The organism is Schleiferilactobacillus harbinensis (genome assembly GCF_008694105.1).
Classification (GTDB): domain Bacteria; phylum Bacillota; class Bacilli; order Lactobacillales; family Lactobacillaceae; genus Schleiferilactobacillus; species Schleiferilactobacillus harbinensis.
In genome coordinates this window covers 1,318,690-1,343,736 of sequence record NZ_CP041364.1, presented here as the reverse complement: position 1 = coordinate 1,343,736, position 25,047 = coordinate 1,318,690, and the positions used below count along the sequence as shown (strand labels likewise).

Below are 25,047 nucleotides of genomic sequence, written 5' to 3'. Positions count from 1 at the left end.
GCACGGAATGAATATGGTGCGGTGGCCGTGATGGTCAAAGAAAGACTGGCGTTTAAAATTTCGCCAGTCTTTTTGATTTTATTCAAATCCGCATTTGGTCAATCCTTGAGCAGTTGCATCCGACAAACTCATGGTTGATACAGAGTTGGCATTGCGCAGACCGCGACAGCCGCGATTGAAATGGTATTTTGATCCGGTGGCTGTGATGTAAACCAGTTGCTGATCGTTGGTGTTCTGCGGAACAGCTGCTTGTGATGATGACGCAGCTTCCTGTTCGGCTTGTGCAATAGATGAGCTGGCTGCAGCAGATGATTCCGCTGCGGCTTTTTCCAGACTGGAGGATTCAGCAGCTTCCGCTCGACTTGATGATTCTTTCGCGGTCAAAGATTCGTACTCGGCCTTTGCACTGCTTTCCTCTTCGGCTGCTGACGATTTTGCTTCGGCTGAGGTCTGTGTTGAGCGAGCAGCATCTTCATGGAGATTTGACGATGGACCAACCAGGGTTGTGCCCGCCATGACGAGTACAATACCGATAATGATGAGCAGCAATGATCCGCCAGCCGTTCGCTTTCTGAACAAGCGCCAGATGCCGGAACCGAGAGCTAGCATGCCGGCCACCGCAATCAGTGTCCCAATGATTGACTTGATACTGATGAAAAACAAGACAGTTGCAATCGCCGTGATGATTTTAGCAGTTCGATTATTTTGCCCAGCCCGAGCTGAGCGGATCCACTGCCAGATACCGTAGATCAGGGCAATGAGACTGACAATTGTAACCAGTGTCCAAATGATCTTCATGGTTCTTCCCCTTTTCAAAAACCGTTGTTATTGATATTCTATCGTATAGATAAAATCTTCACAATAAATTCGGCGACCCAGTATTTCGATATCTGGACCATTTCATTTAGAAAGGGGTCATCAGGAGGATGATTCGCTCAATGCAGCTCAGCGATATTGCGGCGGTCAATGCTAGTTTTGTCCAGCAAGGCTGGCCATTGCGCACGCAGGTCTTGCACCAGTACCTACATGACCAAACAACCCGTCAGCGCCGGGTCTTCATTGCAGAAGAAGCAGGAACCATTGCCGGTTACGTCACATTGCTGCCAGCGGCGCTCACCGGTCCGTTCGCGGATAAACTGCCCGAAATCAGCGACTTCAACGTCTTCACCAAGTTCCAGCGGCACGGTATCGGCAGTACCTTACTAGATGCCGCTGAACAAGCCGCCGCCCAGCTCGCCGCCGCTGTCAGCCTCGGCGTGGGTCTGCATGCTGGTTATGGTCCGGCCCAGCGATTATACGTCAAGCGGGGGTATGTCCCTGACGGCAGCGGCGTTTGGTATCAAGACAAACCGCTGCCGATGAACGCGCCGAGCCGCAATGACGACGATTTGGTGCTCTATATGAGCAAGGCACTGACTCCCGAAACAAATTAGCAGCGACCAACAAGAAGCTGATTGACCGCTTACTTAATTATTTTGCAAAAATAGTCCATTAAATACTAATCCATAATTGACGCCCGTTCGATTGTGGGCAATAATATTGTCATCCCCTTTTCAGGAAGATGGCGAGTAAATGAAGACATGCACTTTAATTAATCGAGAATTGACAGAATTGGAACTGAACGCGCTTTGGCATGCGGCGACGGGCCATACGCTGGCGGCTGGTCACGCCGTCCAGCCCTGCACACTGATTTTGGCCGGTCATGACGCAATTTTTAAACTGGCGCGGTGTGCCCGGTTGAACGGCGGCGATGCTGCCTTTTCTGTTCAGCAGGCCATGCGGGTCACGACGCCTGAATACCTCAATTCAGAGGAGGTAGACAGCATCATCGCCCGGGTCATTCGGTGGAAAAGCGGTTCCCAGGCCCCCGTTTGTAGGCCAAATGTCGTATAATGGCCTTATCCTAACGAATTGAGGGGAAAATATGGCAGAATTGAAGCATTTCTATGAAACATTCCAACCCAAACATTATGATGTCTATATCGACATCGATCGGGAAAAGAAACTGATTTCTGGTAAGACCACGATCACCGGCACCGCCCAGGCACAGGAGATCTCCGTGCACCAGAAGTATCTCAAGGTCTCTGCTGTCCAGGCTGGCAATCAAGACGTGCCGTTCACCACGGACGACCAGGCCGATGCCATCCGTATCACCTTGCCGGCAGCTGGCGACGTGACGGTGGCGATTACTTATACGGCGCCGTTGACCGACACGATGATGGGCATTTATCCATCCTATTATCAGTTGAACGGTGAGAAAAAGCAGCTGATCGGTACGCAGTTTGAAACGAATGCGGCCCGCCAGGCTTTCCCCTGTGTCGATGAACCGGAAGCCAAGGCAACTTTTGATTTGGCCATCAAGTTCGACGAACATCCCGGCGAAACCATCATCAGCAATATGCCGGAGAAATCTGAAAAAGACGGCGTGCACTATTTTGTCACCACTGTCCGGATGTCTACTTACCTGATTGCCTTTGCTTTTGGCGAAATGCAAAGCAAGCTGACCAAGACGAAGAGCGGCGTTGAGATTGGCGTGTTCGCTACCAAGGCGCACCAAGCTAATGAGCTGGACTTTGCCTTGGATATCGCGAAACGGGCAATTGAATTCTACGAAGATTTCTATCAAACGCCGTATCCGCTGCCGCATTCTTATCAATTAGCGCTGCCGGACTTCTCGGCCGGCGCGATGGAGAACTGGGGCCTGGTGACATATCGGGAAGCACTGTTGCTGTTAGATCCGGACAATACCGCGTTGGATACCAAGCAGCTGGTGGCCACGGTCATCACCCATGAATTGGCGCACCAATGGTTTGGTGATTTGGTGACGATGAAGTGGTGGGACGATCTGTGGCTGAATGAAAGTTTCGCCAACATGATGGAGTATGTCTCTGTTGACGCCCTGCAGCCGGATTGGCATATTTGGGAGACGTTCCAGACTTCTGAAGCGCCCGCTGCACTGCAGCGGGATGCCACGGATGGCGTGCAATCGGTCCATGTTGATGTGGAAGATCCGGCCGAAATCGACTCCCTGTTCGATGGGGCCATTGTTTACGCCAAGGGCGCGCGGCTCTTGGTCATGGTCCGGGCACTGATCGGTGACGATGCCTTGCGGGCCGGCTTGAAGAACTACTTTGCGGCTCATCAATACGGCAACGCTACGGGTGCTGATCTGTGGTCCGCTTTGGGGGCAGCCTCCGGTTTGGACATTGGCGCCATCATGCATTCTTGGCTGGATCAACCCGGTTATCCGGTAGTAACGGCCGCGGTCAAAGACGGTCAGTTGACGCTGAGCCAGAAACAATTCTTTATTGGTGAAGGTCAGGACGTTGGCCGGCAATGGCAGATTCCGCTGAACAGCAACTACGATGCGGCGCCAGCCATCATGAAGGACAAAGAAGTGACGGTCGGCGATTATGCTAAGCTGCGGGCCGCCGCCGGCCAACCGTTCCGGGTCAACGTGGGCAATAATTCCCATTTCATCGTGAAGTATGACGACACGCTGATGCAGGACATTTTGACGCATACCGATGAACTGGACGATATCGCCAAGCTGCAGTTGTTACAAGATCTGCGCCTGTTGGCAGACGGCCGCCAGATTTCTTACGCGACGCTGGTCCCGCTGCTTCCCCGGTTCGCGGATAGTCATGCGGCAGTGGTCAACACGGCCCTATATCGCGTCGCAAGCAACCTGAAGCGTTTCGTGACCCCCGATTCGCCGGAAGAAAACCAGCTGAAGGCTTTCTACAATCAGCTGAGTGCGGATCAATTGGCTCGTTTGGGCTGGACGCCTAAGGCCCATGAATCCAACGATGATCAGTTGACTCGGCCATTTATCTTGAGTGCGGCATTGTATGGCAAGAACGGGGCAGCCATTGCTGCTGCCCATGACTTGTTCAAGGCCAATGCGGACAAGCTCGCCAGTTTGCCGGCGGACATTCGCTTTTACGTGCTGGCCAACGAAGTCCATGACTTCGGCAGCGCCGATCTGGTCGATGAGTTGGTGGCGGCTTACCGGGAGACCACCGACGGCAGCTACAAGGGTGATTTGCGCGCCGCTGTGACCCAGACGCCGGACAAGGCGCTCCTGGCTAAACTGATTGGTCTGTTCAAAGATCCCGATACCGTCAAGCCCCAAGACTTGCGTTCCTGGTTCTACGGTATTTTAGCCAACCATCACGGCGAACAGGCGGCTTGGGATTGGCTGCGGAATAACTGGCAGTGGCTGGAAGAAAAGGTCGGCGGCGACATGGAGTTCACGACCTACATCACCGTTGTAGCCAATGTTTTCCGCACCCGGGAACGCCTGAACGAGTTTAAGGCCTTCTTCGAACCGAAGCTGAATACGCCGGGGCTGACTCGGGAGATCCAGATGGATACCAAGGTTATCGCCAGTCGGGTAGACTTGATTGAAGCGGAAAAGGACGCCGTCAATGCGGCTGTAGCTAAAGAAATTCAATAAGTGAGCGGTAATGAAGCGAGCGGTGTTGGAGAAATCCAGCACCGCTTTTTTGACGAGTGGACAAAACCAGCAACGAAGCATATAGTAAGTGTACTTACTATATTGCAAAAGGAAGCGACTCACCAATGCCGACACTAGGCTATACACTCATGGCGATTGCCAAGGACATCAAGTATCAGCTGACCACCGCCCTGGCGGTGGAAAATATTACCAGTCAGCAATGGGCGGTGCTGGCTCAGATTGCCACAGCGCCGGAGCGGCTGACCGCGGCGGCGATCGGCACGATTCTGGATATGGATCGGCCCACCGCGACCGCCATTGTCCATCGGCTGCAGAAAAAGGAATTGGTGGCGAGCCGGCGTTCTCCGGTGGATGGCCGCGCGTATGTCTTGTCCCTGACCACGGCGGGACAGACCGCGTTTCAGCGTTGTGCGACCATTGCCGAGCAGACGTTGCACAGTGTTTTACAGCCATGGACCGCTCCGGAACAACGTCAATTACAGCAGTTGCTGACGAAATTAGAAGGGAAACAACCCACGCATGGATAAAATCTTAGTATTAGGCAGTACCGGCAACATCGGCTGGCCATTGGTCAAGATCCTGCATCAGCGAACGGATTGTACTGTGGTGGCCGGAGTCTGTCATCACGTGCCCCAAACGATGCAGGACTTGGGTGTCGCCACGGTGCATTTCGATTTTCTTGCCCCCAGCACCTTTGCTCCGGCATTGGCGGGGGTGACCAAAGTCTTCTTCGTTCGGCCGCCGCAATTGGCGAATCCCGAACAGGATATGCGGCCGTTTCTGGAAACAGTCAAGGAGCACGGCATCGCCCAGGTAGTGTTTATTTCACTCATGGGGGTTGAAAAAAATCCAATGGTGCCGCACCGGAAAATTGAACAGATGATCACGACGCTTGGCTTGCCGCACACGTTCATTCGACCGAGTTTCTTTATGCAGAATCTGTGTACTACCCATCTGGCAGATATTCAGCAGCACCATGATCTCTTTATTCCCGCCGGCCGGGCCAAGACCAGTTTCATCGATACCGAAGATATCGCGGCGGTGGCCGCCGCGGCACTGACTGATCCCCAATACCTCGGCCAAGCCTTGACTATCACCGGGCCGGCGGCAATCACCTATAATCAAGTGGCTCAGATCATGAGCGAGACACTGGGGGTGCCGATTACTTACAGCCATCCCGGGCTGCTGCAATTTCGCCGGGCCATGATCCGGCGGGGTGTCAAGAAAGAGTTCGTTAATGTCATGGTGATGCTGTATGTGATCACTCGGCTGGGCAATGCCAAGGGCGTCACGGATACAGTGCAGCAGGTTCTCCAGCGCCCGGCCCGGACGGTGGCCCAATTTGTGCAAGCCAACGCAGCGCTGTTTCTTGAGTAACCGCTGCTGGCAGCTCATAAAAATTTCATCTTGGGGGCTTGACATTCTCTTTTTCCATGTTATGATTTGTTACATCAAATAAACGAACGACAAGCGGAAAGACGAGTAGGGTGCGCCATCCGGACAGTGAATCGAGGCTAGTGGGAACTCGAGACGGCAACGGTGAACCTGAATAACACTTTCCGAGTCTCGCGCTGAACGCTTTGCTAGTAGGCCGCGACGTTACCGGTACGTTACCATCCGGAGGCGTATGTTAGTACGCTGTGTGAGGCGGCCTATTTTGGATAGGCAACTTGGGTGGTACCGCGAATTGTCATTCGTCCCTTGAATTGGGGCGAATGACTTTTTGTTTGCCCCGCAAACTAAAACGACCAGAGCCCAGCCGGTGCTGGTCGTTAAAAATTAGGAGGCCGCATTATGCATCTCACGATTCCCAAAGAATACGATCCGAAGTTGTCTGTCCGCCAAACCCAAGAAGCCATCCGTTATATTCGGGAAACCTTCCAAGACGAGTTTGGTAAAGAACTGCATTTATCCCGGTTATCGGCACCGATGTTTGTGGAAAAATCCACTGGCTTGAATGACAACCTGAATGGGGTGGAAAAGCCGGTTTCGTTTGATATGGCCGATCTGCCTGATGAACGGATCGAAATCGTCCATTCCCTGGCTAAGTGGAAGCGGGTGGCGCTCAAACGTTATGGCTTCGGGATGCACCAGGGGCTGTACACCAACATGAATGCCATTCGCAAGGACGAAGACCTGGACAATTTCCACTCGATTTATGTTGATCAGTGGGACTGGGAGAAAGTCATCGACAAAGACGAGCGCAACACGGATACTTTGAAAAAGACCGTCCGGGAAATTTTCAAAGTCATCAAGCACATGGAGCACGAGGTGTGGTACAAGTATCCCCAAGCGGTCCATCATTTACCGGACGAAATTCATTTTGTTACCACGCAAGAACTGGAAGATCGCTGGCCGGACAAGACGCCCAGCGAACGGGAAGACGCGATCACCAAGGAACTGGGCTGTGTTTTTCTGATGCAGATCGGTTGGCCGTTGAAGTCCGGCAAGCGCCACGACGGTCGCGCACCGGACTATGACGACTGGACGCTGAACGGTGATATCCTGTTCTGGTATGAACCGCTGCAGCGGGCGTTGGAGATTTCCAGCATGGGTATCCGGGTGGATAAGGACGCCATGCTGGCCCAGCTGAAGTCCGTGGATGCCGAAGATCGCCTGCGCCTGCCGTATCACCAGATGATCATTAACGAAGAGCTGCCGTACACCATTGGCGGCGGGATCGGTCAATCACGGTTGTGCATGCTGCTGCTGGGAAAGGCCCACGTCGGGGAAGTACAGGCGAGCGTTTGGCCGCAAGCAATGATCGATGAGTGTGCAGCCCATGATATTCATATTTTGTAAATAAAAAAAATCCGAGGAAACGGTCGGCCGTCCTCGGATTTTTTGCTATTCCTGATACTCTTGAATTCCGGTCGCCAACCGCGCCAGCCCGTCTGCCAGCATCGTCTGCGGACAGGCAATGTTCATTCGCAGGAAATGCCGGCCGGCGGCGCCGTAATCCGTCCCGGCCGCCAAGACCAAACCGGTCTTCTCCCGCAGGAAGTCATTCAGCCGGGCACTGTTGCTGGTCACAGCCGTGCAATCCAACCACAACAGATAGGAAGCTTCCGGCACGGCAAATTTGATCTGCGGTAAACGCTGCGCAAGATAATCCTGAGCAAAAACAACATTGTTCCGCAAGTGCGCCTTCAAAGCGGCCAGCCAGGTGTCACCTTCAGAATACGCTGCGATGGTGCCTGGAATCGCCACAAGATTCGGCTCCCCCAGCCAATCCACCGCCAGACCATGCGTGACGATGGCCCGCAGCGCGGGATTGGGAATGGTCACGATGGCCGCGTGCAAGCCGGCCAGATTGAACGTCTTGCTCGGCGATACCGTGGCAATTGTGTGCTGAATCAAATCGGCCGGCAGGGAATCAATGGAGACGTAGTCATGGTCAGCCAATACCAAGTCGCGATGGATCTCGTCGCTGATCAAGGTCACTGAATTATCTCGGCACAGCGTCACGATCCGGATCAGTTCGTCGCGAGACCACAGCTTGCCGATGGGATTGTGCGGGTTGCACAGCAGCATCATGGTCGTTTGGGGATCCGCCAGTTTTTTCTCCAGATCCGCAAAATCAATGGCATAGGATAAGTCATGGGCATCATAAATGAGATTATTCGCTAAAATATGCCGCCTGTTGCTTTCCACGGCGTTAAAAAACATGTTGTATACCGGCGGCTGCAAGACGATATTATCTCCGGGATTGGTCAGCCGCCGAATAATGGCGGCAATCGCCGGCATCACACCGGTGGCAAACAGCATCCACTCCGGCGGACAAGTAAAATGATGCTGGCGCTGATTCCAAGCCGCCACGGTGGTGAACAGTTCGGCCGGCACTTTTTCATAACCGAAAATACCCGCAGCCACTTTGGTCTGCAGCGCCGCTTTGATCTCCGGCGCGGTCTCGAATTCCATATCCGCGATCCACATCGGCAGTTCTGTGTCCTGAACGTTCCATTTGATTGAATTCGTGTGGCGGCGAGGCGGGACAGTGACAAAATCATACATTGGCAAAAAATCTCCTCCTATTTCATTGGGCGCGGGGCGATTCCCGTACCGACAAGCATTAATTGGATGGTGGTTGGACCAACAAAAGTAAAGCCGCGCTGCTTCATGTCCTTGGCGACGGTTTTTCCATCCGCTCCTTGAAATGACCACAAGTAATCCGCAAAGTCTTTGAACTCCGGACTCAGCTGAACGATTGCTCGGGTATTTTGGACGATGGCCCGGATTTTACGCGGATTGCGGATCATCGCCGGGTCATTCTCGATTTCTTCGATCGTTTCTTCATCGTAACCGGCTACTTTCTGGGCATCAAAATGGGCAAAGACCCGGTCGAACTCCGGCAGCTTGCTGGCGGCGGCCTTCCAGCTCAAGCCGGGCTGGAACACGGCGACCACTAAAAATTTGAACAGCACCTGCGGATCATGGGTGGCGTGGCCGAATAATTGATGGTACTCGTTAATTCCGTTTGCTTCTTCTGCCATGATGCGGACCCTCTTTCTTCTTCTATTGTAGGATACCACGCCAGTCGCTGGGATGGGCGCGGGGCGGCAGTCAAATTACGGCTGCTTTCCCGAATTGTCAAATTAAGTGCAACAGTGAAGACTCATCCATGTGAATTGGTTTAGGTAGTGGGCAGGGATTCCTCCAGGCCCAGGGGGGAGGCCTGGAGCGCCGCGATTGCGCTGCGGTATCCAAGGCACTTCCTTAACCGGTGGTTTAAGACATCTTGGATCTTACGAATCTTCTCCTTAGAGACTTCCCATAGTGATTGACCCTTTGGAATGAATTCTCGAATCAAGCCGTTGGCATTCTCGTTACTGCCACGTTCACTGGGTGTATAGGGATGGCAGTAGTAGATCTTTGTTCCTCTGAGTTGGTCCAAGAGGGCGAACTCAGAACCGTTGTCGAAGGTGATGGAGTGGAATAGATAAGGATCATGTGTGTTCAGAACGTATTGCATGGCCTCTAAGCAAGTCCGGGCGTGATAGTTTGGGATCTTGTAGATCAGCTCATAACGTGTGACACGTTCTGTCAGGGTGAGTAATGCTGGTTGGTCGGCAGAACGCTTCCCCTTCACCAGGTCGCCTTCCCAGTCACCAACAAACCAGCGGTTATTGATTTGTTTGGGCCGCTTGTCGATGGACGTTCCAGCGATGCGTTTATTCTTACGCGCATGACTACGGCCTGGCCTTTTCTCGCGACGCCGCAACTTCTCAGGCAGATCCATGTTGGTCACTGACAACAGTCCGGCATCAATGTAGCGATACACGGTCGGCGTTGAGGGGCACGAACGATTAGGCCAGAGTTGCTGGAACTGATGCACGTACCCATCAATACTTTGTTCACGATACGCATGCTTCTTGATCTGAGCGGTCAGCCAGTTAAAGAAGTAGGTACACTTCTCCAACATGCTCTTGGCGTGGGAATGGGTCTGTCGTTCTTCGTGTTGTCGTTGGGCAGCATCAAAGAAGTAATCCTTGTAGTAATGATAATTCGAATCCCGTTGCTGGACTCGGCCGCGCTTAAGCTCACGGCTTACCGTACTAGGGGAATGATGGATGATGTGTGCAATATCGCGAATGGAATATTCATGGGAGTGCCAAAGCGCATCAATTATTCCGCGCTCGCCCTCTGTGAGTTGAGTGTACGAGCCGAGACTGTTAGACTGATTGTGGGTCATGAAGGTCACCTTTCTTGGTAGTTTAGTCGCTTCAAGGATAGGTCTTCATGGCCTATTTTGTTAAATCAACCCGGTCGATTGGTCTAACTCAATCGGCGTTGCACTTCAATTTTAAATCCGGCTTACGGCTGCTTTTTTAGCGGGTTATTCAATTTTCTGAAACCTGGATCAGTGTTATACTAGAGTTGCAGTCGGTTATTGACGGAGCAAGTATTTTTTAGTGAAAGCACCACCATGACTTATCATCTTTTTTAGATATTCAAGTATCAGATGCAATGGGTTACTTTGTGTTTTGCCAGCCGCACGCGATTTGCGGCTATTTTTGTATTCACCAAATCGACTGCTAAAAAAGCAGGAGGCGTTTGTATTTTGCAGAATCAATTGACTATTTACCATGATGTGATGCGGCGATGACTCAAGATTTGACTAAGCCCCAGAGGCGGCGCTTACGAATCATTTCGCTGATCGCCACTTGCGGCGGGCTGCTCTTCGGGTATGATACCGGCGTGATCAACGGGGCGCTGCCCTTTATGGCGCAGCCCAGTGAATTGAATATGAGCCCGCAGATGGAAGGCCTGGCAACCAGCTCGCTGACACTCGGCGCGGCCCTTGGCGCTATGGTCATTGGCCGAATCGGCGACAAGCGCGGGCGGCGCTGGACGATTCGGATATTAGCGGTTATCTTTGCCTTGATGACAACCCTCAGCGCACTGGCTCCCAGTGCTTCAGTCCTCGCGCTGGCGCGCTTGTTTCTAGGCGTCGCAGTCGGCGGGGTATCTGTCTTAGTACCAAGCTTTCTGGCAGAAATTGCCCCGAAAAGCATTCGCGGTCAGATGGTCACTCAGAATGATCTGATGATCGTGACCGGCCAGCTGCTGGCCTTCATCCTGAATGCGGTACTCGGGACGACTTTTGGTACCGTCCACGGTATTTGGCGCTGGATGATCGTGCTGGCCACGATCCCAGCAATCGTGCTGTGGATCGGGATCAACTTTGTCCCAGAATCACCCCGCTGGCTGACGGCCCACGGTAAACAAGGCGAGGCCCTGCGGGTGCTCCACACCATTCGTTCCGACCACGAGGCCCAGTTAGAAATGGCAGAGATGAACCAGGCGATGCAGGCCGAACGAACTACGGCCCGGCCGAGTCTTAAAGACCTGGGTACGCCCTGGATCCGCCGATTGGTGCTGATTGGCATTGGCCTAGGCGTTACCCAACAGATTGCCGGAGTCAACATCATCATGTATTATGGGACGACTATCTTAGAGGCATCCGGATTTGGCCGGGATGGCGCGTTGATCGCCAATATTGCCAACGGGGCTGTCTCGGTGGTTATGTCCCTCGTGGCGATTCGGATCATGGGCAGTGTCAAGCGGCGTACGATCTTGATCACGGGCCTGGTCGGTACTACCGGGGTGATGGCCGGCATCGCCTTGGTCGTGAAGTTTCTCAACGGCAGCGCCATCCAACCCTATGTAACTGTTGGCCTGACGATGCTGTTCCTCGCATTCTTCCAAGGCGCCATTTCACCCATGACTTGGCTGCTGCTGTCAGAAATCTTTCCCGGCCGGCTGCGCGGGCTCGGGATGGGGTTCGCCACGTTCTTCCTGTGGCTCAGCAACTTTCTGGTGGGCGACACCTTTCCCATCTTAGTCCATAACCTGGGTATGGCCGGCTCTTTCGGCGTATTCGTGGGTACGAACCTGGCCGCTTTGGTGTTCGTCATTAAGTGTGCGCCGGAAACGGCGGGCAAGTCTCTGGAAACCATTCAACAAGAGGCAGAAATGACCGGACAGACGCCGCGCTATGCGTTGCGGCATCCAAACAGCCGGTAATGATAGCGACAGAAAATCCCTGGGTACCAGACGGTTCAGTCTGACACCCAGGGATTTCTTTAGCCTTTTACACTGGTACCGTCAGTGTAGTTGATCGTATAGCCCGGTTCGACGTTGAAAATATACACATTGAACCGCACCGTATTATCACCGACGGATTGGGCCCGCATTTGCACGCCGCGGGCAACGAGTTCGTTACCCCGATAGACCGGCTTGACTTGATAGCGGATGAAGTGCTGATTGCTCTGCTTCAAATAGTAGGCAATGTCCATCTCATGAGCCAGCATATGCGGATTATTCAACGATTGCGTTCCGGTAATCAGGTTCTTCGGGTTGTTGTTCTCGCCAGACAACTGAAAACCGATGAGGTGGCTGCGGTTATACAGCCAGCCGTGGGCGGTGCGCTTGTTCCGCCAGCCGGTGGGGTCCCAAGTGAGGGCGGTCCGTTTGCTGGTGGGCATCAAGGACCGGTTTAACAGAGCGTTGGCCGCCTGGGCCCGGTTCAAGCTGTCCAGGTCGGCGTAACTTTCCCAGCCGCCCTTGGCGGTGCTTTGGTCACTGGCTGAAAAACCCGGATCGTTGTTGTTCACGGTGATTTCCGGCGTGCCGGAATAATTCAGCTTGGCCAGGTCTGGGGCGGCAGTGCTTGATGCGGCCGCCGTCGGCTTGGCACTCTCCTGTTTTGGCGCTGCCGGTTGTTTGTTGAGCTTCTTTTCCAGCTCACTGATCACTTCTTTGTCCAAAGACATGGACTCCGCCTGATCTTTGATCTTAGCGGCGGTGTTTTTGTTGGTCTGCGCTAAGCGGCTGACTGTGGTTTGCAGAGACGACTGCTGGGCGGCCTGGTTATCTGGTTGGCCAGTGCTGCAGCCTGCGAAGAAAAAAGCGGCGGCCAGCACCAGCGGCATTAATTTGCGTAATTTCATCGTGTTGGCCTCCCTAGCGCAATGCTTTCCGATAACCAGCGTTGATGGCATCCTGCTCCGTATTAAAGTGGACCGCGTTGGCGGAATTCATCCGGTAGCCGGCCTGACCGGGTACGTGGTAGATCTTGGAGTTGACGTTGCCAACGATAGTTCCGGTTTCGGCGGTATTCATGTCGCCCCGTTGACTTTGGGCCGTCTGGGTTTGCTGGGCGGCAGCAGCGGCTTGGGAACTGCTCGCCGCCGCCTGTTTGCTGCTCTCAGCTGCCGCCGCCAGTGAAGACGATTGGGCAGCGGCAGAAGAAGAGGCCGCCGCCTGGCGTGCAGATTCCTTGCTGGCCGCTTCTGCCTTTGCAGATTCTTTGGCGGCCAGTTCGTCTTCCAAGTCCGAGCGTTTTTTGCTGAGTGATTCCGCCACAGCGTTTTGACTGGACTTCTTGGCGGCTAATGATTTGGCTTCCGCCTGAGCGGCTTTTTCCTTAGCAGTCAGCTTTTTGACACTTGCTGTATTGGCCGTGTTGGCCGACTGGTCTGATGTACCGCAGCCAGCGATGCCGACTGTCAGCAACAGGATGGCAGCTAAAAGCGCCCATCGACCAAACGATTGGCGGCTCCTGAGCCGATGAAAAAAGATCAGCAGACCGACGGCGCCAGCGAAGAGGGCCACGACTCCCCATGGCCCAATACTATGAATGATTTCTCCCACAATTTTTCTCTCCTTGCTTGTCCAATGAATAACATATGTACTCTTATTTTAGCATAGGGCGAGGACCGTGAACCATTGGGGATTAAGAAGAAAATCTAAAATAAGTACGTTCATAAAAGACAATTTGCAGTATAATACAGTCGTCGGGTGGATAACGTTAACTCATTTGCTGCCCCCAAGCCCGACGATAGTCGATCATACTGACGCTGCTTCTCCCCAGTTGCAGCTTTTCCCTCCGATTTAGACGACCGAAGGGAATTTTTTTGCACTCAAAAAGCCGCCAGAATCGGCGGCTTGCGTGTTAATCTGCGCTGCGGCCAACAAAGAACGACACCACAGCAACCAGGATGACAGCACCTAAGATCGACGGGACCAAGGCCATGCCGGCCAATTGCGGACCCCAGCTGCCAAAAATGGCTTGACCAATCGAAGAGCCAATCAAGCCGGCCAGAATGTTGCTGATCCAGCCCATGGACTTGCCTTTACTCGTAATTGCTCCGGCAATTACCCCAATCAATGCGCCAACGATCAATACCCATAACCAATGCATCGAATCACTCCTTATATGAAATTCAATATGAACTATTTAAGTATACCCATTTAAGACCGCTTTGGTAAACAAAAAGCGTGCATTATGCACGCTAAATGTCAAAATGCCCCCCGTGGGGTTCGAACCCACAACCCACGGTTCCGAGGACCGTTGCGCTATCCAGTTGCGCTAGGGAGGCAAGCAACTTCCATGGTAGTGCACCAAAGAAGCGAGAACAAGGCCAAATTAATTCAAATCGGCCAAACAATTGACGCCGAGTGCCAGCACCCGGGTATGCGACGCCCGGCCAAAGTCCCGGGCATCGTAGTTCTCTTGATTAGCCAGTGAATCGGCGGTAAACAAAATTTGACCGAATTTGGCCCCACGGAATTGGGCGATGGCGGCTAAAGCGGCACATTCCATTTCCACGACTTCATAGCCGGTGGCAGTGTATTGCTTGATCAACGCAGGCGTTTCCCGGAAAAAGGCATCGTTAGTCCACGTTTTGACCGGCTTGGCCGGTTGGCCAACACTGGCCAGGCTGGTTTGAATGGCAGCCGCCATGTCCGCATCCAGCCGAATACTCGGCGCTGCCGGTAAATAATGGTAGGAAGTACCTTCATCCCGCAGTGCTTCGGTCACTACCAGCAGGGTGTTTTCCGGTTTATCCAGTAGAACACCGCAGGAACCCACCGCAATAATTTGTTTAGCGCCGTAAGCAATCAAGAAATCAATGATCTGGGCCGAAGCCGGGGCGCCGATCACCGCGGGGCAGATACCAATGGCTTCCCCGTGGAAGCGAATCTGCTGCACCCGGACCACATTCGAGAAAGTCAGCAGAGTGCCGATCTCTTGGGCATGATACTCCGCGTAGAAATCAGCTAAATGATCCGGTGTCACAAAAGCCAGCAGCATTTTTGCCGGAAAGTGATATCCCTCATGCCGGAATGGGTTAATGACCGCCTTTTGGGTCGGATCGTAATTCAAAATAGGTAACTCAGACATCGAATCATCACGCTTTCTGAAAAGACTTAAACCCATGATACCACAAGCCTTTTTCTGGAAACCAGGTCCAGGATATGGGTAAAATAGTGTACACTATTCATATATTGTTGTAGATGGGGGAACACTATGCGGATCACGAAACAAAGCTGGTGGATACTGGGGGTCACCGTCGTACTGACAGCGTTATTTCTAGGCTATTATGGCTGGGGCTATCGGTATTTAAAATTAAAAGAAACCGAACCGCCAACCACGGCGACGACAACGACCACTGCCCCGGTGTATAGTCAGGCGCAGTTTGAGAAGACGATGAAAAGATACAAGGCCTTTGACGCCTTTGCCCGGCTCACGAGTGTGGCTGATATTGAGAGCGGCAAGAGTTCGCTGGGCGGGTACACGGATTTTCCCATTATGCTATGCCCGGAACCAACGCGACGCAATCAATCAGCGTTCAGGATGGCAGTCTCGAAATGTGTACGACTATGACACCCCAAGGTGTGGTCGTGGCGGGTCAATATCTCATTACATCAGCTTACGATCATGACGGCTTCCATAATGCCGTGCTTTACGTCCAAGATTTGAAAACCCGCCGGTATATTAAGACGGTGGTGCTGAAAGGCACGCCGCATGTCGGCGGAGTGGCCTATGACCCGCGCAACCAGCTGGTCTGGGTGTGCAACTGGCGTAATCGCCAGTCTGAACTGGTATCGATCAAGTTGAGCGATATTGAAAAATACGACTTGAATAAAACGAAGAGGCCCATTGCGTATCATCAACGAGCGCTGCTGGAATCAATCACCCGGGCGTCTTTTGTCACTTACGATGCCGGCAAGCTGTATGTTGGTTCGCATCGCACTGGCAACATCCAGCACTATCAGCTGAGCAAGAATGGCCGCTTGACCGGCACCAACTCGATCAAGGTGGGCACGAATATTTTCGAGACGATTACGAACGCCTTGCTGAAGCAGGATATTTTGACCCAAGTCCAAGGAATGGCCTTCTACAAGAATTACATCATTTTGTCCCAATCATTTGGTCCCGGGCGATCCCGGTTGTGGGTCTTTGATAACCGCAATCGGTCGGTCTATCGGGATTCGGATGCGTTGGCCCGATTCTACGCCCCCTCCCACCTGGAACAGATTTCGACCAGCGGCGGGACTCTGTGGGCCAACTTCGAATCGTCGGCGCGGGCATATCGCGGAACCAGCCATGACCACATCGATCGGCTCGTCCACCTGAATTTGGAATCGTTCAAAGCCATCGTTGATGCGGAGCTGCAGCAGAAGGGAGCGGCAACGAAATGACAACTAATCCATCAAAACGCCGGTTATGGCCGTCTCTTTATAGTGAAGAAGAGCCGGTCGGTGATATCAATGCTTGGATCAAGATCCTAGCAACGATCTGGTTCATTTACTTATTGTTTAATACCAAGAATCCGTTGAGTATCTATTTCACGCCATCCTTGACCGAGTTTCAGATGCATGGCAGTCTCGGTTTGGATATCCGGGTGATTGCGGCCGGCCTGCTGTTCCTTGGTTTAGTGCTGGGCAGTGTTTGGTGGGCGTTTGGCGGGCTCGGTGTGCGACGGCTTTTCCCCCAATGGCGGGTGCGGGACACCTTTCTCACCCTCTGGTATGGCTTGCTGACGCTGATCTTTAACGGTATCGGCCGGTTATTTGCGGATTTTGTCCAGGCTCATTATGTCCACAACTCGTCCAGCGCCTTGGATATCGGGGAAATGGCTTCCTGGCATAATTACTGGATCGTGACGGTCCGGTATATTTTGATGATGGCCGGGCAAGTGATCGCCTTGATCTTGATATTCTTAGCCCTCTATCAGCTAGGCAAACGCTTCTTGCCCCAGAATAAGCGGTTCATACCGGAGCTAACCAAGTTTCTGGCCAATATTTTGGCGGCGCTGGCCTATGCCGGCCTGATGACGACGCCAATCAATCCCAACTTCATGCAGAACGTGTGGCTGTCCGGGATGCAGGCGATTCCCATGCTGTGGGCGTACCGGCGCACCCGGAATGTGCTGGTGCCGATTTTGGGCCTCATCATCCTCAACCGCGCTTTCATTGCACTGCTCATCGCGTTTTCTGCCTAACCTGTCTTGCCTAATTGGGGAGCAACATTGGATACTATAGGTAGGAAGCAAAACTTGGGCTGGAGGGGTAGACATGGCAACGGATAAAAAAGGAGCACAATCAGCGGCGATCCAAACGGCGCTGGATGTGATTAACGCAAAGGTCGACCAATTACAGCCGTATTTTGCTCACAGCCAAACCCGATTGGTGCAGGTGGCCAAAGAATATTTGCGGGGGCTGTATGAAGCCTTAGATAAAGTTGGGGGAGAACAGGACCGGGTGCAGGATCAGCTGGCCGCGGTACAGGCCCAGATGCAGCATTATCAGCAGGTGACGGCGACTATTCAACAAGCGGTGGACGATCCCCAGTTATGTCCGCGGCAGCGGCATGCACTGCAGCTGCAAATTGACGAGCTGACTCGGCAGATCAGTGCGCAGACCGAACAAGAGGGCCAGCTGCGCACCCAGCGGGAAACGGCGAAAAATACGGTGCAGTCGCTCCACGGCCAGCAGGACATCCTGCACAGCAGTTTGCAGCGGCAGGAAGACGCCATTCGCCAAGAAACCGATCTGGTCAAGATCACGGAAATGGTTGCTGCCCAAGAATCCCGAGCGGCGGACAGCAACCGGCAATTGGCTGAGCTGGCCCAGAAAGAACAAGCGGCGGCGGCAGCCGTAACGGATCTGACCAGCCAGTTGACTCGAATGAATGGTGACTTGTCGGCGAAGATCAGCCAGCGGGCGGTGCTTGTGAAACAGGCCCACGCGTTAAGCGCAAAGATCAACGCCCCAGTGTCGATTCAGGATCAATTGCGCGACAGTCAGCAGCATCTGACCGATCTGCAGGATCAGCTTAAGGGATTGGAAGATGGCTTGGTCCAGTTGAGCCGGGGGGAAGATCGGCTGACCCAAACGATTGGTCAGGTCCAAAAGACCATGACCAGCGGATTGGTCGATGGCGCCGCGCTGACTCGGGAAGCGGTGCAGCAGGTACCAACAGCGGTCGAGGCCGCCCCAGCGCCGGTCAATCCCAGCGGGGCCGGCCCCACGCCAATTACCAATCAAGCTGTGGCCCCGGCTGCAAGTACCGGTCCTATCCCTTTGACTGACGAGGGTGCATTGGCCATCAATTTGCCGACGACACGGCCGTACTTGATCGTCCTGACCACGCTGCCCACCAAATTGGAGCCCGTTCTGCTCCAGTATTTGCGGGCGTTATTCCAATTCTTAGGCGCCCACCGAATCCAGATTCGCGTGCTCGTGACGAGTTATACGGCTAATTTTGTGGACCGGATCAGCCGCTTCTTGAATGAAGTTGGCACCCAGGCCAATGTGGAATTTGCCTCTCTATTCGATACCCTCCAAGGCGTCGGTAAGACCAAACCATTTGCGGCTAAGGAATTACCGGTAACGGTGCCTTTAAAGCGGGGCAAGGATGACCCGACGATTCGCTCTGGGACCGACGCCGCGGTCGGCGACTATCGGGCGTACTATCGGCCCGATGGTACCCTGAATTGGATCGGTTACAACGTGGACGCTGAGCATTATCTATATGATTACTTTTCTCCCCAGCACTTGCTGCTGTACACCCAGATCATCGTGCACCAGCGGGATGTGAGCGAGGTAACCTATTATCGGCGGGATCGCGGCCCGGTGCTGAAGCTTCAGTACACCAAGGGCACGGCAGCAGTGCAGACTTTCTTCAATCAAGCCACCCAAGATTGGCCGTCAATGGCGGCCTTCATAGCGGATTGGCTGAGTCATGACGAGACCGCTCGGGCAAGCACGGTGGTGGTGCCCGGCGACGACCCATTGTGTCCGGAAATTATCAAAGGGAGCCTGCGGGAGCAGACGATTCCACTATTATCCGATCGGACACTGACCGACCCGAATCTTGGGGCCAAGCTGAGCGGTGTCCACTGGTTGCTGGCGCCTACCCGGCAGGATGTTGACCAAATTCAGCAACTCGCCGGCTGGGCGATCCCAGTCGTGACGATGGATACCCTGACAAGCGCTGAACATGTGGCAAAGGAGCAGAGAAATCAATGAATGCGCAAGATGAATTGAATCAGATCGAATCAACCCTGCATCACTTGGAGCAGGAACGGCTGACCGCGATCCGCCAAATGGGGACGCAGTCCGGTCAATTGCGGCAGCTCGCGGACAAGTTCGAGCAGACGCTGCAGCAGACCAGCGAACAAATTGCGACCCAGCTGGATCGCTTGACCAAATTGGCCGACGACAGTCAAAAGACCAGCGATGATTTAGATGCTGGGATCGCCAGTGACCAGCAGGCCATCGACGAGCCGCCGGATTTTGACGGGCAGATCCAAGCGTTACAGGAAAGAATCGATGACATCAACCGCACGACGATTCCCAATCACCAGCAGGCGCTCCAGCCGCTACTCACCGAGCAGAAGGATCAGCGTCACCAGCAGTCCCTGCTGCAGGATAAAATGCAGGGTATCGTGGCCGAAGAAAATCGGATCGCCATTAAGATCCGGAAGGCCAAGAATCTGGAAGAGATGATTGCCCTCACTGCTGAACAGCAGGGCAGTATTGATTCCCTGCGCGGCCAGCGGGAGGATCTGACTAATCAGATTGGCCAGATTCAAGCCACGCTCCATGATGGCCAAGCGGCTATTGATGCAGTCAATAAGAAAATTGAAGCGGCCCGGGATCAAGTCAAGACTTGGGACACCCAGCGCAGCCAGCTGCAGGAGGCCAAGCGGCGCCGGCCAGCCCAGGTGGCCCGGCTAAAGCAGCAGATCGCGAGTTTAGAGAAGCAAAAAGAACAGGTCAACCGCACAGCCCAGGCCATTGATGACCAGCACCAGCAGGCGCGGGATGTGCAAAATACGTTGAGCGAACAGCTTGCGACGATTCAGCCCCTCTTAAATGTGCTGAGCAAAGATGTGGCTGGGATGGAGACTATCCCGAATATCCCCCAAGCTGCGCCCCGGGTGAGCAATGCAGGCAGTGCGCCGAGTGCGGCGCCATTACATGCTGCTCCATTGACCGCACCGACCCCGGCCCAGCAGCCAGCGCCGCAAACTAAAGTCCGCCCGGCCGCCCTAGTTTTCCCGATGCTGCCCAGAGATCCAGCCCAAGCAGCGATCCTGCGCGGTGTCGTCGGCCGCTTGCTGCAAGCCGGCGAACAGAGCGTTCACCTGTACACGACCGCCTATGAAGAGGAAGACTCCGCCCGGCTGCTGCAGCTGCTGGGGAACGAACAGCCCCAGTCTTTGGCTTGGACGAATATGTATACTGCCTTGCGCCAGACGAAACAACCGGCTGCTGCTCCGGCAAAACTGAACCTGCGGCCTGATTGGCACACCCAGGGGACACCGGACAACGCCACGGTGGGATACCTGGACAGGCAAAATAATTTAATGGCTCGGGTGCAATACCGCTCCAATGGCTCAGTGCGGATGGTGACGTATTTCAATTTGCCGGGCAACGCCCAGCGGCGGGACTTCTGGGACGCAGCTGGCCACGTGGCCGTTACTCAGTCGATCAATGCCAATACTGGCCGGGTCACTAATGAGAACTTCTACCGAGTGGACGGTTCCGTTGTGCTGATCAAGGAGTATGGCACCGACGCAGAGCACATTCATGTGCTGGATGAGCAGCGCAACGTGATCCAGGAATTGGCCAGCGATGTGGAACTCGCCGCTTGGTGGCTGAGTCAGATTTTACCAGCGGACAGCCAATTGATCACTGAGGCTGATCCGATGCTTGTGTTGAATAAGGCACTGCAGGCGCGGACCGACATGACGCTGGTGCCGATTCTAACGCCGGAGTCTACGCCCCAAGCTTGGGCAGAAATCCTTGGCGGGGATTTGGCAATTCAGACGGCGTATGTCAGTGATCCGAACTTGCTGGCGGCGGCGCGGACGACATTGCCTGAAACGGATATTGAAACTTTGTAGCGCACAGCATCAGATACAAATGGCGCCGTCCTGTTTATCAGGATGGCGCCATTATTGTCTGGTATTTACTTAATCGGTGTCTGAGTGTCAATTTTTGCGATGTTCTGCCATGCTTGCCAAACGTTAGCCGACGAGAATTTATTCGTTGCTTCATACGCACCGGTACTCAACTTTTGGTTTAAGAACGGGTCCTTGAAGATGGTAATGATTTTAGCGGCCATATCGTCAATATCCCCATCTTTGATCAGATAGCCGTTCTTGCCGTTTTCAATAATTTCATTAGGACCGTAGTTGATATCGAAGGAAACGAGTGGTACACCGCGACTTTCAGCCTCAATCAGAGCGAGACCGAATCCCTCATTGGCACTGTTTAGGGCCAGTACAGTACTCTCATCATAGACTGGCATGATCTGGTCTGTATATGGGTAAAAATGAACGCTGCCAGCCATGTCCGTCTCTTTAACGGTATTGTTCAAAATGACACCGCTGCACGGATCGGTGACAAAACCGTAAATATCCAAAATAACATCCGGAATTTGTTTCTTGACTAGAGCTGCGACGCGAACCAGCAGATCTAGTCGTTTCTCTGGAGAAATCCGCGCTACAGATAAGATATGATGCTGGCGCGGGCGGTCATTGATTGCAATCCGGTTGCTGCTTGGTTCAATTGAACCGCTGGGGATGACAACCACATTCAAGTCCTTACCGAAACGCTGCTTGATATCGTTGGCCTGGTGATAGGTCGGGGTGATCATCCCGGTGAATTGGCGGGGATGTTGGAGAACATAGGCATAGTTATAATTCAGCTTTGGATCGTGCAGCGGATCGGTCGGATCAGACACATGGACGTTATGGATGTAAACGTAACGCCGCGCTGGCGTTTTCATTCGCGCCAGCGCGGGCGTATTTTCGTATCGGTCACTGATAATCAGGTTGTCCCCGCCGTTTTCTTGATTGATAACGTCCAGAAAGTATGTGATCAAACCGTCATTATTCATAAATATGCGCTGTTCACCCTGATGTTTCAAGAAAATCGATCGGGTAGCGCCTTTACCGTCCAAACGCCAAATAATGATTTGCTCACCAGTATGTGAGAAGAACCGTTGTTCCGTCACTCGGCCATCGGCACCCATGATATTATCCAGCGTCTTAAAGCCGCGATCATCATAGATTTCACTGTGCTTAATAAAGTTGGCAGTTGTACCATACACAATGGAACTGATTTGTCCGCTCTGGACATCTTCGCGGAGTAAAAACTGTTGATCGCCGTCGATTACACGCCAGCCATGCACTTGGATGTTTCCCTCAACCATATCGGTACCCAAGTCAGTTGCGCTGCCAGAATGATTGGCCAACCATTCCTTGACTGTATTTGAACGTTGCGGCACATGCAGATTACCGAGAAAGAAATCAAACATGTTGAGACTCGTATCGTCAGTCAAACCATTTTCTTTAAAGTTGAAATGAAAACGTGAATAGTAGTTCGTCGTGACGATTGTTGCCGGTACTTGGTGCTCCCGAAACAGCTGCAGCCGTTTCATCTCAGAATGCTCAATCCCCGAGCTTTGTTTGCCCACCGTATTGGTGACGAAAAAGTTCATTGTGTTTCCCCCTAGTTTGCCGGAATCGTGTCGATCCCCAAATAACGTAACCATTCCAAAGCCAGCGGTACCCAGTGGGCCACGTGCGGCAAATCAGTACCTGGCCGCCACGCGGTCAAGACATTGCTTAGCGCTAAGCCGTGCGGTCCTTCCACGAAGGTGTGCAACTCCACACTGACATTATCCTTGACTAGAGAAGTCGCATAATCCAACGAATTCAACGGCGAGATAACATTGTCCGTTACCGTGTTCCAGATAAACGTGGGGCTGGCCTGAGCCACATTGTGATTCCGAGCGTCCGTACTCGGCACATCGTCCGTTAACTGATGCATCGGAATCTTATCCTGCGGCGGGAAGTTGTCGTCCAAGCGGGTGACACTGTACCCCAGAATAACGGCCTTGGGTTTTACTGGCTCAGCAATACCGGAATCCTTGGCAAAGGAGTCCTCTGACCGCATCGTATCGTACAAACTCACCACTTGACCGCCAACGGAAAAACCAGCGACAGCAATTTGACTCGGGTCCACCGCCCACTCAGCAGCGTGATCGCGAATATTCGCCAAGGCCTGACCTAAATCATAGACCGGACTTGGCAGCAGGGGCGTCTTTTCGCCGATGAAGTGGTATCGTAAATAAAACGCCTGGAACCCCCGAGCAAAGAAAGCCAACGCCAAGTCCTCTGCCTGATGTTCCGGAATATGGGTGTATGACCCACCCGGGACGATCATGATGGCCGGGTATTTAGTCCGCTTGATCTCCGGATTCGGGGCATGGACAAAGCCCTTGAAGAAAGCTGGTTCAGTCAATGTTTGGCTAATCTCTTGCACGATACAACCGCTCCTTTTCGAATTAATAGCTACCATCTTATTGTAGCGCAGTCACCAAGATGTTTGGAGGATACAATGGAAAACACTGTTCGTTTACGCCAATTTGAAGAAAAAGACGCCGCCGATCTATTTGACTGGGGAAGCAAAGTGAATTTCTCACCGGCAGTCAACTTTTACCCTGTCCGAAGTCTGACGGATGCTCAATTCCGGGTACACGCCTTCGCTCAGGATGACCAGATTCAAGCAATTATGGTCAATCGGCACAACGTCGGGTACTTAGAGTTGCTGGCCCACGATGACGGGGTGAGCGAAGTCGGCTTAATCATTGACCCCGCGTTACGCGGTCAGGGAATTGCTTCAGCGGTGCTCAAACAAATAATAGGAAGACACACGCCAATAGCGGCCGTTGTTGATCGAGAAAATGATCCAGCTAAGGCTCTTTTCAGGAAGCTTGGCTTCCATATTTCCGCAATTTTACCAAGCTGGTTCAAGGCCGATCCCAATAAGTGGGAAATTTGGATATGGAAATAGCCTTGCAAACTGCGGCTGCTTTCTGAAATCATGCTATACTAGTAGTGCATACCACAGGCGATTGCTGAGTGGGGAGAGGAGATTGCAAATGGATTCAGCACTACTATCAAAGGTATTGACAGACCGGATTAAGGGTATTAGGGAGAACCCGGCATTGCAGGCCTTAGCGCAACTGGACGAACCATCCAGCAACGAACCGCGGGTAACGCAATACGTCGCCTACACCGATTTCACGACTGCAGAAAGTAAGAGGCAGACTGCATCGATTTATGTATTCACACCCTATATGAATCTGGATGCCCATCAGCACCCAATCGTGGAATATCAGACGCAGCTGATGTTCCACTTCGATCCGTGGACTAAGTCGATCCACGTGAGTGTTCTGGAAACGCTGGGGGCAGCGTCAAAGCTGGCTTTCTTCGATTATCAAAATCATGGTTTAGCCACTGTGGCGTTGCAAGCCTTGATCGGCTTGGGCCGCAAGAATGGCTTCCATAACATTGACGGTGTGGTATCGTCTTTCGACGGGCACGATGATCTGCTGCGGATCAGCGATGTCTTGCAGAGAGTCGGGTTTACCGTGCAGACTGACCCGGAAAATCCGCATGTTGGCGAGTATTCCTACGGGCTAAGCGCATAAATCTTCACACTTTTATCACTTTTAAGAAGAATTCTTGACGAAATGTGATGTTGACGCCGGCCGCGAGGTTGGTATCATGAAGTTACAAGGAATTGAAATACTTCTTTGGGGGAGGTCGGAAAGTTGATAAGAAAAAGTTCGAGTCAACGGCCTTACTGGAAGAAGATATTGTTCTTTGCTGCATTGTTCTTGTTTCTCGTCGGAATTGTTGTGGGCGTATCACGTGCCTCGGCAATTGCGGCAGCTTCCGCTTCTTTCGCAT

24 protein-coding genes and 1 tRNA gene are annotated in these 25,047 nt (G+C 53.0%); 14 read left to right on the top strand and 11 right to left on the bottom strand.

The window, feature by feature from the left end:
- Positions 1–78 precede the first annotated feature (78 nt).
- A complete protein-coding gene (locus FMM01_RS06920) occupies positions 79–798 on the bottom strand; it encodes a hypothetical protein (RefSeq protein WP_150392013.1) in 720 nt (239 codons plus the stop codon).
- Positions 799–926: 128 nt separating this feature from the next.
- Between FMM01_RS06920 and FMM01_RS06915 the strand changes: the two genes are divergently transcribed.
- The 6 genes from FMM01_RS06915 to asnA all read left to right on the top strand — a co-directional run bounded on the left by FMM01_RS06915 (position 927) and on the right by asnA (position 7,282).
- A complete protein-coding gene (locus FMM01_RS06915) occupies positions 927–1,433 on the top strand; it encodes a GNAT family N-acetyltransferase (protein ID WP_150392012.1) in 507 nt (168 codons plus the stop codon).
- A 139-nt stretch (positions 1,434–1,572) separates the two neighbouring features.
- A complete protein-coding gene (locus tag FMM01_RS06910; RefSeq protein ID WP_150392011.1) occupies positions 1,573–1,893 on the top strand; it encodes a hypothetical protein in 321 nt (106 codons plus the stop codon).
- 31 nt (positions 1,894–1,924) lie between these two features.
- A complete protein-coding gene (locus tag FMM01_RS06905) occupies positions 1,925–4,459 on the top strand; it encodes a M1 family metallopeptidase (protein ID WP_150392010.1) in 2,535 nt (844 codons plus the stop codon).
- Between the two features lie 125 nt (positions 4,460–4,584).
- On the top strand, positions 4,585–5,007 hold the full coding sequence (locus tag FMM01_RS06900) for a MarR family winged helix-turn-helix transcriptional regulator (RefSeq protein ID WP_150392009.1): 423 nt from the start codon (positions 4,585–4,587) through the stop codon (positions 5,005–5,007).
- Positions 5,000–5,857, top strand: a complete 858-nt coding sequence (locus FMM01_RS06895; protein WP_150392008.1) for an NmrA family NAD(P)-binding protein — start codon at positions 5,000–5,002, stop codon at positions 5,855–5,857. Before FMM01_RS06900 ends, FMM01_RS06895 begins: the two co-directional genes overlap by 8 nt.
- 417 nt (positions 5,858–6,274) lie before the next feature.
- Complete coding sequence (gene asnA, locus FMM01_RS06890; protein ID WP_150392007.1) at positions 6,275–7,282, top strand: aspartate--ammonia ligase; 1,008 nt, start codon at positions 6,275–6,277, stop codon at positions 7,280–7,282.
- A gap of 45 nt (positions 7,283–7,327) precedes the next feature.
- On the opposite strand, the gene FMM01_RS06885 is transcribed toward asnA, so the two are convergent.
- The 3 genes from FMM01_RS06885 to FMM01_RS06875 form a co-directional block, all read right to left on the bottom strand.
- Positions 7,328–8,494: a MalY/PatB family protein gene (locus FMM01_RS06885; protein WP_150393246.1), complete on the bottom strand. Its 1,167-nt coding sequence runs from the start codon at positions 8,492–8,494 to the stop codon at positions 7,328–7,330.
- A 17-nt stretch (positions 8,495–8,511) separates the two neighbouring features.
- Complete coding sequence (locus tag FMM01_RS06880; protein ID WP_150392006.1) at positions 8,512–8,973, bottom strand: DNA-3-methyladenine glycosylase I; 462 nt, start codon at positions 8,971–8,973, stop codon at positions 8,512–8,514.
- A 140-nt stretch (positions 8,974–9,113) separates the two neighbouring features.
- Complete coding sequence (locus FMM01_RS06875; RefSeq protein WP_056989697.1) at positions 9,114–10,172, bottom strand: IS30 family transposase; 1,059 nt, start codon at positions 10,170–10,172, stop codon at positions 9,114–9,116.
- A gap of 410 nt (positions 10,173–10,582) precedes the next feature.
- Here FMM01_RS06875 and FMM01_RS06870 point away from each other — a divergent pair, with 410 nt between their 5' ends.
- Positions 10,583–12,007 (top strand): sugar porter family MFS transporter, encoded by a 1,425-nt coding sequence (locus tag FMM01_RS06870; protein ID WP_150392005.1) that lies wholly within the window; start codon positions 10,583–10,585, stop codon positions 12,005–12,007.
- Positions 12,008–12,066: 59 nt separating this feature from the next.
- Here FMM01_RS06870 and FMM01_RS06865 read toward each other — a convergent pair whose 3' ends face one another.
- The 5 genes from FMM01_RS06865 to FMM01_RS06845 all read right to left on the bottom strand — a co-directional run bounded on the left by FMM01_RS06865 (position 12,067) and on the right by FMM01_RS06845 (position 15,170).
- A complete protein-coding gene (locus tag FMM01_RS06865) occupies positions 12,067–12,933 on the bottom strand; it encodes a DNA/RNA non-specific endonuclease (protein ID WP_150392004.1) in 867 nt (288 codons plus the stop codon).
- A 13-nt stretch (positions 12,934–12,946) separates the two neighbouring features.
- The gene (locus FMM01_RS06860; protein WP_150392003.1) at positions 12,947–13,636 is read right to left on the bottom strand and encodes a sunset domain-containing protein; all 690 of its coding nucleotides are present in this window, start codon (positions 13,634–13,636) and stop codon (positions 12,947–12,949) included.
- Positions 13,637–13,937: 301 nt separating this feature from the next.
- On the bottom strand, positions 13,938–14,186 hold the full coding sequence (locus tag FMM01_RS06855) for a GlsB/YeaQ/YmgE family stress response membrane protein (protein WP_027827820.1): 249 nt from the start codon (positions 14,184–14,186) through the stop codon (positions 13,938–13,940).
- 104 nt (positions 14,187–14,290) lie between these two features.
- Positions 14,291–14,364, bottom strand: a tRNA-Arg gene (locus tag FMM01_RS06850).
- Positions 14,365–14,411: 47 nt separating this feature from the next.
- Positions 14,412–15,170, bottom strand: coding sequence for a nucleoside phosphorylase (locus tag FMM01_RS06845; protein ID WP_190973477.1), 759 nt, complete (start codon positions 15,168–15,170; stop codon positions 14,412–14,414).
- A gap of 126 nt (positions 15,171–15,296) precedes the next feature.
- On the opposite strand from FMM01_RS06845, the gene FMM01_RS06840 reads away from it, so the two are divergent.
- From FMM01_RS06840 to FMM01_RS06820, 5 genes are all read left to right on the top strand, one after another.
- The gene (locus FMM01_RS06840) at positions 15,297–15,653 is read left to right on the top strand and encodes a hypothetical protein (protein WP_150392001.1); all 357 of its coding nucleotides are present in this window, start codon (positions 15,297–15,299) and stop codon (positions 15,651–15,653) included.
- Positions 15,638–16,471 carry a YncE family protein gene (locus tag FMM01_RS06835; RefSeq protein WP_150392000.1) on the top strand — a complete coding sequence of 278 codons (834 nt, stop codon included), beginning with the start codon at positions 15,638–15,640 and terminating at the stop codon, positions 16,469–16,471. Before FMM01_RS06840 ends, FMM01_RS06835 begins: the two co-directional genes overlap by 16 nt.
- Positions 16,468–17,274, top strand: a complete 807-nt coding sequence (locus FMM01_RS06830) for a hypothetical protein (protein ID WP_150391999.1) — start codon at positions 16,468–16,470, stop codon at positions 17,272–17,274. Before FMM01_RS06835 ends, FMM01_RS06830 begins: the two co-directional genes overlap by 4 nt.
- Before the next feature lie 73 nt (positions 17,275–17,347).
- The gene (locus FMM01_RS06825; RefSeq protein ID WP_150391998.1) at positions 17,348–19,303 is read left to right on the top strand and encodes a hypothetical protein; all 1,956 of its coding nucleotides are present in this window, start codon (positions 17,348–17,350) and stop codon (positions 19,301–19,303) included.
- Entirely contained in the window at positions 19,300–21,186 is a 1,887-nt protein-coding gene (locus tag FMM01_RS06820) for a coiled-coil domain-containing protein (RefSeq protein ID WP_150391997.1), read from the top strand. Before FMM01_RS06825 ends, FMM01_RS06820 begins: the two co-directional genes overlap by 4 nt.
- 65 nt (positions 21,187–21,251) lie before the next feature.
- Here the strand turns inward: FMM01_RS06820 and FMM01_RS06815 are convergent, their stop codons facing one another.
- Positions 21,252–22,787, bottom strand: coding sequence for a glycosyltransferase (locus FMM01_RS06815; RefSeq protein WP_190973476.1), 1,536 nt, complete (start codon positions 22,785–22,787; stop codon positions 21,252–21,254).
- Between the two features lie 11 nt (positions 22,788–22,798).
- Positions 22,799–23,614 carry a lp_1002 family arylesterase gene (locus FMM01_RS06810; RefSeq protein WP_150391995.1) on the bottom strand — a complete coding sequence of 272 codons (816 nt, stop codon included), beginning with the start codon at positions 23,612–23,614 and terminating at the stop codon, positions 22,799–22,801.
- A 75-nt stretch (positions 23,615–23,689) separates the two neighbouring features.
- Between FMM01_RS06810 and FMM01_RS06805 the strand changes: the two genes are divergently transcribed.
- Complete coding sequence (locus tag FMM01_RS06805; protein ID WP_027827828.1) at positions 23,690–24,145, top strand: GNAT family N-acetyltransferase; 456 nt, start codon at positions 23,690–23,692, stop codon at positions 24,143–24,145.
- 88 nt (positions 24,146–24,233) lie between these two features.
- Positions 24,234–24,785, top strand: a complete 552-nt coding sequence (locus FMM01_RS06800) for a hypothetical protein (protein ID WP_146995374.1) — start codon at positions 24,234–24,236, stop codon at positions 24,783–24,785.
- Positions 24,786–25,047 lie beyond the last annotated feature (262 nt).

Coding starts and splice junctions, on each gene's coding strand:
- FMM01_RS06875 (WP_056989697.1), bottom strand. CDS start 10,172: ATGACCCACAATCAGTCTAACAGTCTCGGCTCGTACACTCAACTCACA.
- FMM01_RS06920 (WP_150392013.1), bottom strand. CDS start 798: ATGAAGATCATTTGGACACTGGTTACAATTGTCAGTCTCATTGCCCTG.
- FMM01_RS06900 (WP_150392009.1), top strand. CDS start 4,585: ATGCCGACACTAGGCTATACACTCATGGCGATTGCCAAGGACATCAAG.
- FMM01_RS06905 (WP_150392010.1), top strand. CDS start 1,925: ATGGCAGAATTGAAGCATTTCTATGAAACATTCCAACCCAAACATTAT.
- FMM01_RS06805 (WP_027827828.1), top strand. CDS start 23,690: ATGGAAAACACTGTTCGTTTACGCCAATTTGAAGAAAAAGACGCCGCC.
- FMM01_RS06885 (WP_150393246.1), bottom strand. CDS start 8,494: ATGTATGATTTTGTCACTGTCCCGCCTCGCCGCCACACGAATTCAATC.
- FMM01_RS06835 (WP_150392000.1), top strand. CDS start 15,638: ATGTGTACGACTATGACACCCCAAGGTGTGGTCGTGGCGGGTCAATAT.
- FMM01_RS06815 (WP_190973476.1), bottom strand. CDS start 22,787: ATGAACTTTTTCGTCACCAATACGGTGGGCAAACAAAGCTCGGGGATT.
- FMM01_RS06845 (WP_190973477.1), bottom strand. CDS start 15,170: ATGTCTGAGTTACCTATTTTGAATTACGATCCGACCCAAAAGGCGGTC.
- FMM01_RS06915 (WP_150392012.1), top strand. CDS start 927: ATGATTCGCTCAATGCAGCTCAGCGATATTGCGGCGGTCAATGCTAGT.
- FMM01_RS06830 (WP_150391999.1), top strand. CDS start 16,468: ATGACAACTAATCCATCAAAACGCCGGTTATGGCCGTCTCTTTATAGT.
- FMM01_RS06910 (WP_150392011.1), top strand. CDS start 1,573: ATGAAGACATGCACTTTAATTAATCGAGAATTGACAGAATTGGAACTG.
- FMM01_RS06895 (WP_150392008.1), top strand. CDS start 5,000: ATGGATAAAATCTTAGTATTAGGCAGTACCGGCAACATCGGCTGGCCA.
- FMM01_RS06865 (WP_150392004.1), bottom strand. CDS start 12,933: ATGAAATTACGCAAATTAATGCCGCTGGTGCTGGCCGCCGCTTTTTTC.
- FMM01_RS06870 (WP_150392005.1), top strand. CDS start 10,583: ATGACTCAAGATTTGACTAAGCCCCAGAGGCGGCGCTTACGAATCATT.
- FMM01_RS06880 (WP_150392006.1), bottom strand. CDS start 8,973: ATGGCAGAAGAAGCAAACGGAATTAACGAGTACCATCAATTATTCGGC.
- FMM01_RS06820 (WP_150391997.1), top strand. CDS start 19,300: ATGAATGCGCAAGATGAATTGAATCAGATCGAATCAACCCTGCATCAC.
- FMM01_RS06840 (WP_150392001.1), top strand. CDS start 15,297: ATGCGGATCACGAAACAAAGCTGGTGGATACTGGGGGTCACCGTCGTA.
- FMM01_RS06825 (WP_150391998.1), top strand. CDS start 17,348: ATGGCAACGGATAAAAAAGGAGCACAATCAGCGGCGATCCAAACGGCG.
- FMM01_RS06800 (WP_146995374.1), top strand. CDS start 24,234: ATGGATTCAGCACTACTATCAAAGGTATTGACAGACCGGATTAAGGGT.
- FMM01_RS06855 (WP_027827820.1), bottom strand. CDS start 14,186: ATGCATTGGTTATGGGTATTGATCGTTGGCGCATTGATTGGGGTAATT.
- asnA (WP_150392007.1), top strand. CDS start 6,275: ATGCATCTCACGATTCCCAAAGAATACGATCCGAAGTTGTCTGTCCGC.